Here is a 13,741-nt window from a genome sequence, read left to right as displayed (position 1 = left end):
GTGACGGCGACGAATCCGGGCGTGGCCCGGGACGTGCTCACCCGGCTGCTCGAAGCCGGGAACGGCGTGCTCCGGTGTGAGCCGGCTTGGGTCGCGCGCGACTTCCTGCCGCCGGGCCGGCGGCTGGGCCTGCCCGAGAACGCGTACGACGTCGGGGATCGCGGCGCCATCTGCGAGCGATGGCTCGCCTCGACGACCAAGGCGGACAACCGCGTCGGTCCCCGGGACGAGGGGCTCAGCCACGTCGTGGGGGAGCACGGCGAGCGGCTTCTGCTGCGCGACGCGGTGGCCGCCGCCCCGGCGGCGATCATGGGCGCGGCGTACGCCGCCTCGCACCCCGCGGGGCTGGGCCGGCTGGCGAAGATCTTCGACTACGCCTACCGGCTGCCCTACCACATCCATCCGCCCCAGGAGTTCGCGTCGCTGGTCGGGCGCAACGCGAAGGACGAGTCCTACCATTTCCTGCCGGGTGCCGATCCGGGCGCGCACCCGGAGACGTTCTTCGGCGTGCACCCCTGGATCGCGGAGGAGTCCGCGCACGAGGTGCTGTTGCCCTACCTCGTCGACTGGGACAGCGACCTGATCCTTCGGCACGCCCGCGCGGAGCTTCAGGTCGCCGGCGAGGGGTTCCATGTGCCGTCCGGCGTGCTGCACGCCCCCGGCACGGCCCTCACCCTCGAGCTGCAGGAGGACTCCGACGTCCTGTCGATGTTCCAGGCGTTGAACGCCGGCCGGATCATCTCCAAGGACCTGCTGTTCAAGGACGTCCGGCCGCGGGACCGCGAGGAGCACGGCGAGCGGTTCCCGCTCGGCTTCGTGGACTGGGAGACCAACGGCGACCCCTGGTTCTACGAGAACCGCCACCTGAGCCCGCAGCCTGTAGCCGGCGCGAACGGCGACGGCCAGGAGACCTGGGTCTTCTACAACACCGGCAAGTACGCCGGGAAGCGTCTCGTCGTCCCGCCGGGCGGCGTCCACCGGCTGCGCGAGCCCGGCGTCTACAGTGCGTTCGCCTGGACCGGGGAGGGCAGGTTCGCCGGGCACGAGGTGCGCGGGGGCGAGCCCGGCCGGGACGAGCTGGTGGTCACCCACGACGCGGCGACCCGCGAGCACGAGGTCGCCAACACCGGAAGCGAGGACCTCGTGGTGTTCCTGTTCTTCGGGCCCGACCTCCACACGGAGGCGCCGTCCATCGCGGGCCATGCGCGCTGACGGCGAGCTGACGGTCGGCCTGCTCGGGGCCGGCATGATCGCCGGCGTCCACGCGCACGCCTACCGCGGCTCCCCGGGCGTCCGGCTGGTCGCCGTCGCCGACCCGGTGCCGGGCAAGGCCGAGCGGATCGCCGGCCGGTACGGCGCGACAGTCGTGCCGGATCTCGGCGCGCTGCTCGACCTCGGCGTCGACGTCGTCGACATCTGCACGCCGCCGACCGCCCATGCCGGCGCCGCGATCGAGGCTCTTCAGGCGGGCAGGCACGTGCTGTGCGAGAAGCCGATCACGCGCACCATGGACGAGGCGCGTCGCGTCCTCGCGGCCGCCGAGGTCGCACCCGGACTGCTCTCGGTCGGGCAGGTGGCCCGTTACGGCCCGGACCACCGGCTCGCACGCGACCTCGCGGCGTCGGGCGAAGTAGGGCTCGTACGCATGCTCAGTCACTCGACGACGACCTCGCTACCGGGGTGGAGCGAGGCGGGATGGCTCGCCGACGCCGCGACGTCCGGCGGGCCGCTGCTCGACCAGGGCGTGCACGGTTTCGACTACGCCCGATGGGTGATCGGCAGTCCCGCGGTACGCGTGCACTGCATGGCGTCCGGCAGCGGTGCGGGCCCGCTGACCTACACCCTGGCGACCGTCCGCTACGAGAACGACGCCATCGCCCACATCGAGTGCAGCTGGGCCCACCCGGCCTCGCGCGGCTTCAGGCTCAGGGCGGAGATCATCGGCACCGAGGGCCGGCTGTCGTGGGACTACGACCACATGATGGGCGGCGTGCTGCACGCCCGCGAGGGCGACGCGGAGTGGTGGGACGTGCTCGGCGACCGCGAGTTCACCCTTGAGCTGAGCGCGTTCTTCGACGCCTGCCGCGACGGCGGACCCCCGCCGGTGCCCGCCGCCGAGGCGGCCGAGTCGCTGCGCACGGCACTCGCCGCCATCGAGTCGGCCCGCACCGGCCGGACGATCGACCTGACCACGTGGGAGGCGTGATGAGCCGGAAGCCGGTCGGCGTCGCGATCCTGGGCGCCGCGCACACGGGCCACGCGTGGGCCTACTCGCGGGCGCTGTCCGAGTCGCCGAACGCCCACGTCGTGGGCCTGTACGACCCCGAGCCCGAGCACAGCCGCTGGATCCGCCAGGACTTCGGCGTACCGCTCATCGACGACACCGAGGCGCTGCTGACCTCGCCCGAGGTGGACGCCGTGCTGGTGTGCAGCGCGAACGACGAGCACCGCGCCCACGTCGAACTCGCCGCCGTCCACGGCAGGCATGTCCTGTGCGAGAAACCGATCGCCACGACAGCCGAGGACGCCGAGGCGATGGTCGCCGCCTGCGCGGCCGCGGGTGTGCAACTGCACCTGGCGTTCGTGTCCCGCTTCCTGCCGCTGGTCGGGCGGGCGCGCACCGCGGTGCGTGACGGCCGGTTGGGCGATCTGATCGGCCTGGTGGGCGCCAACCGCGGCCGCCCGCCGTTGCCCCCGGCGTACCCCCGCTGGATCACCGACCCGGTGGCCGCCGGCGGAGGCGCGCTGATCGACCACTCCGTCCACGTCACCGACGTGATGCGCCACGTCAGCGGGCTGGAGGTGGCCGAGGTGTCGGCCGAGGCCGGGGCACTGCTCTGGAACCTCGACGTCGACGACGTCGCGGTGGTCTCGCTGCGCTGGGAGAACGGGGCGGTCGGCAGCATCGACCCGAGCTGGTCGGTGCCGGCGCACCACCCGTGGGACTGCGACTTCTCCCTCCGCCTCGTCGGCACCGAGGGCTCGCTGGAGATCACCGACGGGGCCGAGGCGCTGAACGTCGTCAGCACGCGCGAGGGCGGTCCGCGGGGCCTGCGCCGGGCGTCGTTCGCGGAGGACGCCGATCGGGCGATGATCGAGGCGTTCCTCGCGTCGGTGCGCGCAGGCGTGGTCGAGGACCCGTGCGCGACGGGGCAGGACGGCGTGCGCGCCCTGGAGGTCGCGCTGGCGGCCTACCGGTCCTCGGATCTGGGGCAGGTCGTCGAGTTCCGGCAGCCCGCCGGACGTGTCGATGGGTGCGGCGACATGAGGGAGGGGCAGAATGCGCAGTCGTAGGGCGGCCCGCAGTCGTGGGCGTGGTGGTTCACTGTCCCGCGAGCGGGCGCCGGGTGCCTACACGTGCAGCACGACCTCGCCGTCCTGCTGGGTGACCCGGTAGGTCTTGAGCCCGACGCGCTTCGGCTCCAGGAGCGACCGGCCGCTCTCGATGTCGAACTCCCAGCCGTGCCAGGGGCAGCGGATCACGCGGCCGGCCTTGCCGTAGACGTATTCGTGCGGGTCGGCGGCGACGAGGGTACCGCTCAGCGAGCCCGTGCACATCGACGCACCCATGTGCGGGCACCTGTCGCTGATCGCGAAGAACTCCTCGCCGACGCTGACGACGCCGACCCGCCGCCCGTTCACGTCGACGGTCCGGCACCCGTCCCGGCGCACGTCCTCGACGCTGCCGACCCTCACTTCCATGCGCCCACCGCTGATCCTCTATCACTATGCCAATCGATTTGCTAAGTATGACTATGACGGCTTCACGCTGTCTCTGCAACAACCGTCCGGACAGGAGCTCCCATGGCCGACCTGCGCGACCAGTCCCTCGCCGAGGCGTCCGCGCCGAGCCGCTACCGGCTCGTCGACTGCGACGTCCACCCGGTCACCAAGAGCGGCCTCGGGGAGCTCCGGCCGTTCCTGTCCCAGGCCGAGCAGCGCCGCCTGGGCCTCGACGAGCGCCGCAACCTCACCACGACCGGGCATCGCGAGGCGGTGTCGATCCCGCGGAACATGCTGTACGTCAACCAGGCCGGGGTGCTCCGCGACGACGCCCGCGCTCCGGACGGGTCCGCGCCGGGCGCCGACCCCGTCTTCACGGCGAAACAGCTGCTCGACGGCAACGGCATCGACCGTGCGGTGCTCATCGGCGGCGAGGTGCTCGGACTGGGGGCCATGCCCGACCCGGACGCCGCGGCGATGATCGCCTCGGCGTACAACCGGTGGCTCGCCACAACCTGGCTGGATGCCGACGACCGGTACCGCGGTTACATCGTGGTCGGTGCGCAGGACCCGCTGCTGGCGGCCCGGGAGATCCGGCGCGCGGCCGAGGATGAGCGCTTCGTCGGTGTGCTGCTTCCGCTCACCAACATGCTGATGGGGCTCCGGCACTATTACCCGATCTACGATGCCGCGAACGAGGTCGGCATTCCGGTCGCCGTCCACCCCAACTCCGGCGAGGGCATCTTCCACACCTCGCCGCCGATGGCAGGCGGGACGCCGACCTACTACGTCGAGTGGCACAGCGGCCTGAGCCAGGTGTTCCAGGCGAACGTGATCAGCCTCGTCTGCCACGGGGTCTTCGAGCGCTTCCCGAACCTCAAGGTGATCCTCACCGAGGGCGGGCTGGGCTGGATCCCCGACGTGATGTGGCGGCTCGACAAGAACATCAGGGGCCTGCGCGACGAGGTGCCGTGGGTCAAGCGGCTACCCAGCGAGTACGTCGTGGACCACGTCCGGTTCACCACGCAGCCTCTTCCGGAGCCGAAGCGCCGCCACCACCTGCACGTGCTCTGCGAGATCGCCCGCGCGGACCGCACCCTGATGTTCAGCTCCGATTACCCGCACTGGGACTTCGACGACCCGCGGCACGCCCTGGCGTCGCTCCCGCCGGCGATCAGGCAGCGGGTGAGCAGCGACAACGCCGTAGAGACCTACGGCGACCGGCTGTGACGAGGGGGATCCTGTTCTGACCGGCGCATCCGCGCCGGTCAGAACAATGGACCCCTGCCGATCCTGATCAGAGGGGCGGGCGTGCCGGGGCGTTCTGGAAGGCCCGCAGGATCGCGGTGTACGCCGGCTTCGGCTGGAGGTTCTCGTCGAACGGCAGCGGCCGGCGCGCGGCTCCGTCCTGGCGCGGGAAGTCCTCCTGCAACCAGGTGTAGCGGTCGCTCAGCCCGAAGTTGAGCACGACCTTCACCGCGGGCTCCTGGAGGGCCACGGACAGATAGCGCGAGTACACGTCCGCCACGGCCGCGTCGCGGCTCGGGATGTCGGCCTTCAGGCCGTCGTCCTGGACGTCCATCTCGGTGATGAAGATGGACAGCCCCCGCGCCGCGACGTTCGACAGGAATGTCCGATAGGCCGCCGTATCGAACTTCCGGGCGAACCCGTCGGCATTCAGGTGTGCCTGGATCCCCAGCGCGTGCACCGGGACGTTCTTGCTCTTCAGATAGTCGATGGCCTTGAGCATCGACGTCCGGCGGGCGGCCGCGTCCGACCCGGTCTCGAATCCGAATTCGTTGATGAGAAGCAGAGCGTTCGGGTCGTACTGGTGGGCGAGCGTGAACGCCTGCTCCACGTAGGTGGGCCCGATCGTCTGATACCAGGGCTCGACGGTCCAGAACCCGTTGGCGTCCTTCCGGCGCCCGTCGGTCACCTCATTGGCGACCACCCAGGCCTTCACCCGTCCGGCATAGTGTGCGACCTCCTGCTGGATCGTCCCGAAGAGAAGGTCGCGTGCGTCCTGCGGGCTGAGGTTGTACAAGGCATCCGGGTCCCACCCGTCACCCAGTCCCTCGTCCCAGACCAGGTGAGCCGCGAGCACCGGCTGAGCGTTGCCGGCGGCGAACGACACGATCTGGTCGCCGTAACTGAAGTCGAGAGGCGAGTCCTGCGTCGGCTTGAGCCGATACCACAGCAGGTCGTCCTCGGTGAGCAGCATCCCGCTCTCGCGCGCGTACAGCGCCGCGTAGGCGGGGTCCGGCTGCACCTGCCACGTCGCGGCAGAGGAGCCGTACCGGATCCCCTTGGCCAGCGCCGCCTGATACAGGCCGCCTGTCGGTGCCGCCCACGCCGCACCCGCGTTCACGACCTGCGACGCTCCGCCGCCCAGCAGCACCGCGGCGCCCAGGCCGCCGAGGAACGACCGCCGACGGAGACCTCCCTGACCTGCCATCGCATCCTCCTTCACCGAGTTGTTCGAAGAACCGCGCTATGCAAATCGATTTTCATACAGATACACCCGTCCGCCGCCCCTGGGAAGGCCTAAAGGTCGTGGACGCCGGCGTGGGTCAGGAGCCGCTGCGCGCTGTCGGGAGTTCCACCCAGTTGGATAGCCGGCTGGGTAGTTGTCCTGTGACATGGCCGGCTATCCAGGCGGTGGCGATGACGTCCCCGGCCGACCACGCGCCGCTGAGCTACGCGCCGGCGCTGATCGCGTTCGCGCATCGGGGGTGGATGCAGCGGCTGCCGGCGCGCCACGGGCTGCACCTCGGACAGGAGCGGGTGGTGTTCGAGCTGGCGGAGACACCGGGCATAACCCAGTCGGCGCCGGCCGCCCGCTTGGCGGGCATTGCTTCATCGGCCCGTGCACGGTGTCGGTCGGCCCGGACTCCAGCGCATCGACAGAGGCGTCGAGCGTGCGGACGGCGCGCTCACCGCGACCTCGCGGGAGCGGCGCGGGGCGAGCCCCGACGTCAGAGCCGGGCGGATCCCGCGTGGCCGCTCGAAGAGAGCGGCATCCGCAGGACGAAGCACGCTCCGCCGTACACGGACTCCTCGACGTGGAGGCTGCCGTGGTGCGCCGAGGCGATGCTGCGAGCGACGGCCAGGCCGAGGCCGGCGCCTCCCCGGTCGCGGCTGCGGGCGGCGTCCAACCGCGCGAAGCGGTGGAAGATCCGCTCGCGGTCGGCCGGGGCAATGCCCTCTCCGTCGTCGGCGACCGTCAACTCGGCGCCGTCCCCCGCGCGACGCAGGCCGATCCGTATCGTGCGGGCGGCGTGCCGCCGGGCGTTGTCGAGCAGATTGCCGAGCATCCGGAGGATCTGCTCCGGATCACCCTCGACGATCACCCCGGGATCGAGCCGGAGACAGAGGTCGTGCCCGTCCACCTGCCGGGCGGCCTCCGACCGGACCAGCGCCGTGAGGTTCACCCGTTCCGCTGTCCGAGGGGCGGTCCCCAGGCGGGTCAGAAGGAGCAGGTCGGTGACGATGCCCTGCACCCGGTCGAGGTCACGCAACGTGTGACCGAGAAGGTCGTCCAGATCGGTCTCGTCCGGATGCAACTGCGCCTCCTCCAACCGCGTGCGCAGTGCGGCGATGGGGGTGCACAGTTCGTGCGAGGCGTCCGAGGCGAACTGCCGCTGCCGTTCCCGGGCGCGTTCGGCGCGATCGTCGGCCTCGCGCAGCCGTTCCAACGTCCTGTTGACGGCCCGGGCGAGCCGGGCGACCTCCCCGCCCCCGCCTGTCTCGAAGACCCGGGTTCTCGCGTCCCCGAGGTTGATCGCGTCCAGTTCGAGGCGGATGGACGCCACCGCCCGCAGCGACCTGTCCCCCGCTCGCGGCCCGTTGAAGACCGCCAGGACCCCGATCGGGAGGACGTCGGCGACCCGCCCGGCGCGGACCCGCCGCAGGCGGCCGGCGAGTGCCCGTACATGCCCGTTGCCGCCACGAAAGATCACTGTCATGCCCCCGCTCCTGCTCGCCACCGGTCGTACTGTCGGGGAGTCGAGTTCGCGGCCCGCGGGTGCGGGTCGTCGAGCGGGGTGTCGCCTGGCGTGGTGTCCGCCTCCTCCACGCGGGCGTGGTCGCGACCGCGCCGGGCGGCCGTCGGGTGACCCCGGCGGAGGATTGGACGATTCAGTCCATTTTGTGATGATGTGTCGGAGTTGTCAAGGCCACTCCTCCGGCGGGCCTGCCGCGCCCCCACGGGGTTGTGGGCATGGCCGTTCGAGGCCGGGGAAGGATGCTCCGACGCTCGCCGCGCGCGGTGCGGCCACTCGCGAGCGCGTCGTCGCGACCGTCGCGGTCTCACGTTTCACCAGGCTGTGGCGGACGGCGACGCCCTGCCGGACGGCTACCTGCTCAGCGGGACCATGCGGGACGAACGGCCCTTCGTGGTCGCCCTCGACGTGGTGCTGGACCGCGTGAATGCCAACATCAGGGCTCCGGTCGCCCGTTTTGACATAATCGGACATTTACCGCAAAGTGGACGAAATCGTCCACTTGCCCTCGGTGGGGGTCCACCGGGTGCGGCAGGAGAATGGTGAGTCCGATGCCGTCTCTGCACTCGATGCAGGCATATTACGCGACAGTGGCGACGATGGTGTTGGTCCTGCTCACGGTCCTCGGTGGGGCGAGCCTTGACGTGGCGATCCGATACAGGATCGAGGACCAGGTGTTCTTCGACGCCGAGCAGGTCGCCGCCCAGTGGAGCGCGCAGGTACGCGGCGGCGCGCTGCCGCACCCCGCCTCCGTCTCCGGAACCGTCGACCTGGTCCAGTTGGTGGACGCGCGGGGCAGTGTCGTGGACGCCAGCCCGGGCGCGACGGGGCGGCCGCGGCTGAGCACGTTCCGGCCCTCAGCTGACAACCGGCTCCAGCGACGCGTGGAGTGCGCCGCGGGCGAGCGGTGCGTCCTGCTCATGGCCAACCGGGTGTCGCCGGCCCCCGACGCCCCGGTCGTCTACGCCGGAACGGTCGAGCCGCCCCTTCTGGCGACGCACCGGCTCGAATACCTCATCGCGGGGCCCGCACTCCTCACCGTCCTGCTGGGCGGGCGCCTGATGTGGTGGATCATCGGCAGGGCGCTCCGCCCGGCGGAGCAGCAGTACCGGCTCGCCTCCGTCACCTCCCACGAACTCAGGACACCGATCGCCGGCCTGAAGGTGCAACTGGAGGAAGCCCTGCTCCACCCCGAACACATCGACCCCCGGGACACCATCCGGGGGGCGCTGTCGGCCACCGGACGGCTCGAGGCGATCGTCCAGGACCTGCTGACGATGGCCGGGCTGCGCGGCGGTCAGCCGGCGCCGCACGAGCCCGTCGACCTCGCGGCGCTGGTCACCGAAGAGGTGGACGCTCACTCCGGCGGTACGCCGATGGCGCTCGACACGGCCGGGGACGTGTGGGTGCACGGTTCGCGGATCCAGCTGATCCGGCTGGTGGGCAACCTGTTGGACAACGCGCGGCGCCACGCGGCGACCGGCGTCACGGTCTGCGTCGGATCCGCCGACGGTCAGGCGGTCCTCGCGGTCACCGACGACGGCGACGGGATCGCGCCTGCCGACCGTGAGCGGGTCTTCGAGCGGTTCACCCGCCTGGACGAGGGACGGCGCCGAGACTCCGGAGGCACCGGACTGGGGCTGGCGATCTCCCGCGACATCGCCCGCGCCCACCGGGGAACGCTGCGGATCGAGGACTCCCCCCGCGGAGCGCGGTTCGTCCTCCGGCTGCCACTCCTCGACCGGAACGCGATCGGCGAGCGGAACCTCCCCCAGCCGGGCGCGGTGCTCCCCTGGAGACGCTGCCGGAAAAGCCTTGGAACAAATCCGTTCGAGGCTTGGGTGAAGGGCCGGTGAGGGACCGCCGGCGGCCGGGGCCCTTCCGCGCCGACCCGGCGCGGCTTTTCCCGCGGCGTGCCGTGCACGGATGACAGCGCCGGATCCGCAAGCTGGGGGAGGTCGCGATCTGTATGGGCAAGGAGAACGCGCCTGGACGGTCTGAGCACGAGGACGCGCTCGGAGCCGAATGGGAAAGGCACCGGCCCGCGGTCTTCGGCGTGGCCTACCGGCTGCTGGGCGGTGTGGCCGATGCCGAGGACGTGACCCAGGACGTGTGGCTGCGGGCGGCCGGAACAGATCTGCGGGGCATCGACGATCTGCGGTCCTGGCTGGTGACGGTGGCCGCACGGCGGTCGTACGACATTCTCAAGAGTGCTCGTTTCCGCCGGGAGACGTATGTCGGGCCGTGGCTGCCGGAACCGCTGCTGACGGGGCCGGACGCATCCGAGCCGGTCCTGGTCGACGAGTCCGTCGGCTCGGCGATGCTCCTGATCATGGAGGAGTTGAGCCCGCTGGAGCGGGTGGCCTTCGTCCTGCACGATGTCTTCGGTCTCGAGTTCGTCCGGATCGCCGAGGTGCTGGATGTCTCCGTGCCGGGCGCCCGGCAGTTGGCCTCGCGGGCGCGGCGGCGGGTGGCCGGCGCGAAGCGGTCGTCGCCGCAGGCGTCGAGGGCGGAGCGTGAACGTGTGCTGGCGGCCTTTCGCGCCGCCTACGAGGCCGGGGATCTGGCCGGCCTGGTCAGGCTGCTGCACCCCGACGCCGTCTACGTCACCGATGGCGGCGGCAAGGTCGCCGCGATGCGCAAGCCCGTCTGCGGCGGTGGACGCGTCGCCGAGGTGATGGTGCGGGTGGGCCGCCGGTGGAGTCCCGACCGCATCGACCTCGTCGAGGTCGGCGGCGAGCTCGCCCTGGTGTGCCACCGGGAGGGCCGCGTCTACTCCGTGGACACACTGCAGATCACATACGGTCTGATCACCGCGTACCGCAGGGTCATCAACCCGGACAAGCTTTCTCACATCTGAGCTGTCACAACCCGAGGGGCCACCTCGTCTCCCTGGTGAGAGCCCGAACGAGACAGCGCGCTCGATCGCCGGGCCGTGAGCGACACGCGCCCATCGAAGAGACAACTGACCGAGGAGACGATTCCCATGAAAGCGATCGTGGTGACGGACCAGGCTGCGGGAACGGCCGGGATGACGCTGGTGGAGCGGCCCGAGCCGCCGGCAGCCATAAACGACGTCGTCGTCGAGGTTCACGCGTCGGGATTCGTCCCGACTGAGATGGCGTGGCCCTCGACGTGGACCGATCGCCGCGACCGTGACCGGACACCGTCGATCCCTGGGCACGAGCTGGCCGGACTGGTCACCTCGCTCGGCTATGGCACGACGGGGCTGTCGGTGGGACAACGGGTGTTCGGCCTCACGGACTGGCATCGCGACGGCACCCTGGCGGAGTTCGTGGCCGTCGAGGCACGCAACCTCGCGCCGCTCCCGGGCGACGTCGACTTCACGGTGGGCGCGAGCCTGCCGATTTCGGGGCTGACCGCGTGGCAGGGGCTGTTCGACCACGGCCGCCTTCAGGCGGGGCAGAGCGTGCTCGTTCACGGCGCGGCCGGCGCAGTCGGGTCGACGGTGACGCAGCTCGCCCGTGAGTTCGGTGCGTACGTCATCGGCACCGGACGCGCTGCCGACCGTCAGAAGGCGCTCGACTTCGGCGCGCGCGAGTTCGTCGACCTCGACAACGAGGCGCTGGAAGACGTCGGCGGAGTCGATCTCGTCTTCGACGTCATCGGCGGCGACATCCAGAGGCGGTCCGCGGGTCTGGTTAAGGCCGGAGGAACGCTGGTGTCCGTCGTCGGGCCGCCCGAGGTGCGGCCCGCGGACGGCCTGGCGATCGACTTCGTCGTCGAGGCCGATCGGGCCCAACTGGGTGAGATCGTCCGGCGGGTGCGTGACGGACGGCTGCGGACGAACATCGGCACCATCGCAACCCTCGACGACGCCGTCGCCGCCTTGAATCCGGCCGAGCGGATCAGCGGGAAGACGATCATCCGTGTTCGTCCGTGAGGACTCGGGGCGAGGGGTAACCCCATGACATCCGGCGACCTGGAGGTGTGGGCAGGTATACATTTGGCATCATGCCTGGTAGAGGGTCGGGAAGCGATCCTTCGCGACATACCGCGCGCGGCGCGGCCACTCGCGAACGCATCGTGGCGACCACCGCGGACCTGATGCACCGGCAAGGGGTCGCGGCGACGACTCTCGATCAGGTGGTGGACATCTGCGGCGTCAGCAAGTCGCAGCTGTATCACTACTTTCCCGACAAAGAGGTGCTGGTCGCCGAAGTGATCGCGGCGCAGGCGAACCGCGTGCTCTCCGCGCACAAGCAGCTGCTCGAGCAGGTGAGCTCGATGCCGGCGCTCGAGAAGTGGCGTGACGCGCTGGTGGCGAACCTGGGCGAGGCCGGCTACCGATGTCCGGTCGGCTCACTGGCCAACGAGCTCGCCGGCCGCTCCGATTCTGCTCGCCGTACGCTGTCGGGCGCCTTCGGCACGTGGACGGGCGAGTTGGCGAGCGCCTTCGTTCGCCTGCAGGAGAGCGGTGAACTGCACTCCGAGGCCGCGGCGGAGGACCTCGCCCTCGAGGTGGTCGCGGCGCTGCAGGGCGGATATCTGCTCGCCGAGACGATGCAGGACGAACAGCCCTTCGTGCTCGCCCTCGACATGGCGCTGGGCTGGGTCAAGGCTCACGCGTGGGAGGATCGCTAGAAACGATCAGCGAGCTGTATGTGGACCTCAGGGCACGGACCGAAGCCCGCCGAGGATGAACGATTCATCTGCCGCGAGTCGAAGGCGAGCGAGGCCGAGGCGGGGTGATCAGGCCGCTACCGCAGGCGATTACGCACCGTGGGGGCCGAGCGAACCGCTGGGGGTGTGTCCCTCTCATCTGGCGCCGTTGCCTTGTGTTCGGGGCGATGGGACGTTGTGCGCATGCGGCGTGCTGTGTCAAGGCGGTTGGGTGTGGCCGGTGTCCTGGCCGCACTCACGTTCGTAGCGGGTACGGGGTGGACGGGCGGCCTCCCCAGCGCCGGGGCCGCGACCGGGCTTTCCGCCAGTCCGGCGCCGTCCCCCACCGCCAGTCCGACGCCGTACCCCACGGGCGGTCCGGAACTGGTCTACGTGGCGAACGCCCACGGTCCGGTGACGGCCTATCCGACCGGGAGCACGGGTGCCGTGTCGCCGGCGCGGCAACTGGCCGACCCGGGCGACCCGAACACCTACTGGGGGCCGTGGGGGATCGCCTTCGACATCGCCGGGAACGCCTACGCGCAGAGCTTCCTGTCGGACGCGACCACCTTCGTCTACCCACCGGGCGCCACGACGCCGGGCCGGATGTTCCGCGTCGCCGGGCCGGACTCCCGGGCGGTGGCGGTGGACACCGCGGGGTACGCGTACGTGGCGACCGGTCAGGCCGAGGCGGCGATCTCGGTGGCCGCGCCGGGTGCGAGGGGTACGGCCGCGAACCTCTACACGGTTCCCGCGGTACGCCAGATCCCGCTGGACGAGTCGGGGTTCTATCCGTGGCCGAGCGTCCTGACCACGGACACGTCCGGACATGTGATCGCCGCGGTGGCGCGGTCGACCGGCAACGCGGTGGAGTTCTTCAACGGCGGCCCGTCCGGCGGCGCCGCACCCGTACGGGTCATCGCCGGGCCGCACACCGGCCTGGGCAGCTGCTCCAGCACCTGCGACCAGCTCGCGGTCGCCTACTCCGCCTTCACCGGCCGGCTCTACGTCGCCGTCAGCCAGGGCCAGCAGACCCACGTCAACGTGTACGCCGGCACCGCGAGCGGGGACGCCGCCCCCGTGCGCGTGATCTCCGGTTCGGCGACCGGCCTGGCCGGGAAGGTGGTCACCGGCATCGCCGGCAGCCAGGTCGACGGCACCATCTTCGTGCTCACCAAGGCGGCCGCGTTCAGCAGCCCCGGCAGCATCCTGGCCTTCGACCGGCTGGCCGACGGCAACACGCCGCCGCGGCGTACCTTCACCGACGCCGGCACCGGACTGGTCGACGGACTCGGCATCGCGGTGTCATTCGTCCGCTGACCCCGACCCGGTCCTGCCCGGCGTGAGATCGGGCCGGCGGGGGAGCGCCGGGCCGTCCGCGGGGTGCGCAAGGC

The 13,741-nt window shown here is 71.1% G+C and carries 12 protein-coding genes; 9 read left to right on the top strand and 3 right to left on the bottom strand.

Features of this window, described 5'->3' with window-relative positions; all coding sequences use genetic code 11:
• The 3 genes from Mco01_RS30275 to Mco01_RS30265 are packed head-to-tail and all read left to right on the top strand — an operon-like array spanning nt 1 to nt 3,294.
• Nucleotides 1–1,212, top strand: a complete 1,212-nt coding sequence (locus Mco01_RS30275; protein WP_204060273.1) for a cupin domain-containing protein — start codon at nt 1–3, stop codon at nt 1,210–1,212.
• Entirely contained in the window at nt 1,202–2,206 is a 1,005-nt protein-coding gene (locus tag Mco01_RS30270; RefSeq protein ID WP_204060272.1) for a Gfo/Idh/MocA family protein, read from the top strand. Before Mco01_RS30275 ends, Mco01_RS30270 begins: the two co-directional genes overlap by 11 nt.
• Nucleotides 2,206–3,294, top strand: a complete 1,089-nt coding sequence (locus tag Mco01_RS30265; protein WP_204060271.1) for a Gfo/Idh/MocA family protein — start codon at nt 2,206–2,208, stop codon at nt 3,292–3,294. Before Mco01_RS30270 ends, Mco01_RS30265 begins: the two co-directional genes overlap by 1 nt.
• Nucleotides 3,295–3,351: 57 nt before the next feature.
• Here the strand turns inward: Mco01_RS30265 and Mco01_RS30260 are convergent, their stop codons facing one another.
• Complete coding sequence (locus Mco01_RS30260; RefSeq protein WP_204060270.1) at nt 3,352–3,702, bottom strand: Rieske (2Fe-2S) protein; 351 nt, start codon at nt 3,700–3,702, stop codon at nt 3,352–3,354.
• Nucleotides 3,703–3,804: 102 nt separating this feature from the next.
• Here Mco01_RS30260 and Mco01_RS30255 point away from each other — a divergent pair, with 102 nt between their 5' ends.
• Complete coding sequence (locus tag Mco01_RS30255) at nt 3,805–4,953, top strand: amidohydrolase family protein (protein WP_204060269.1); 1,149 nt, start codon at nt 3,805–3,807, stop codon at nt 4,951–4,953.
• Nucleotides 4,954–5,020: 67 nt separating this feature from the next.
• On the opposite strand, the gene Mco01_RS30250 is transcribed toward Mco01_RS30255, so the two are convergent.
• Entirely contained in the window at nt 5,021–6,121 is a 1,101-nt protein-coding gene (locus Mco01_RS30250) for an endo-1,4-beta-xylanase (RefSeq protein WP_204060268.1), read from the bottom strand.
• A 577-nt stretch (nt 6,122–6,698) separates the two neighbouring features.
• A complete protein-coding gene (locus Mco01_RS30245) occupies nt 6,699–7,688 on the bottom strand; it encodes a sensor histidine kinase (RefSeq protein WP_204060267.1) in 990 nt (329 codons plus the stop codon).
• Nucleotides 7,689–8,323: 635 nt separating this feature from the next.
• Between Mco01_RS30245 and Mco01_RS30240 the strand changes: the two genes are divergently transcribed.
• The 5 genes from Mco01_RS30240 (at nt 8,324) to Mco01_RS30220 (ending at nt 13,667) form a co-directional block, all read left to right on the top strand.
• On the top strand, nt 8,324–9,580 hold the full coding sequence (locus Mco01_RS30240) for a sensor histidine kinase (protein ID WP_204060266.1): 1,257 nt from the start codon (nt 8,324–8,326) through the stop codon (nt 9,578–9,580).
• Nucleotides 9,581–9,693: 113 nt separating this feature from the next.
• Complete coding sequence (gene sigJ / locus Mco01_RS30235) at nt 9,694–10,584, top strand: RNA polymerase sigma factor SigJ (protein WP_204060265.1); 891 nt, start codon at nt 9,694–9,696, stop codon at nt 10,582–10,584.
• Nucleotides 10,585–10,710: 126 nt separating this feature from the next.
• Nucleotides 10,711–11,628: an NADP-dependent oxidoreductase gene (locus Mco01_RS30230; protein WP_204060264.1), complete on the top strand. Its 918-nt coding sequence runs from the start codon at nt 10,711–10,713 to the stop codon at nt 11,626–11,628.
• 143 nt (nt 11,629–11,771) lie between these two features.
• Nucleotides 11,772–12,329 carry a TetR/AcrR family transcriptional regulator gene (locus Mco01_RS30225; protein WP_204060263.1) on the top strand — a complete coding sequence of 186 codons (558 nt, stop codon included), beginning with the start codon at nt 11,772–11,774 and terminating at the stop codon, nt 12,327–12,329.
• Nucleotides 12,330–12,740: 411 nt separating this feature from the next.
• Nucleotides 12,741–13,667, top strand: a complete 927-nt coding sequence (locus Mco01_RS30220; RefSeq protein WP_204060262.1) for a hypothetical protein — start codon at nt 12,741–12,743, stop codon at nt 13,665–13,667.
• The last annotated feature ends 74 nt before the right edge of the window (nt 13,668–13,741 follow it).

Source organism: Microbispora corallina, from assembly GCF_016863035.1.
In the GTDB taxonomy this organism is placed as follows: domain Bacteria; phylum Actinomycetota; class Actinomycetes; order Streptosporangiales; family Streptosporangiaceae; genus Microbispora; species Microbispora corallina.
Note: the sequence above shows the minus strand (reverse complement) of the source record. Positions and strands in the feature narration are given on the sequence as shown.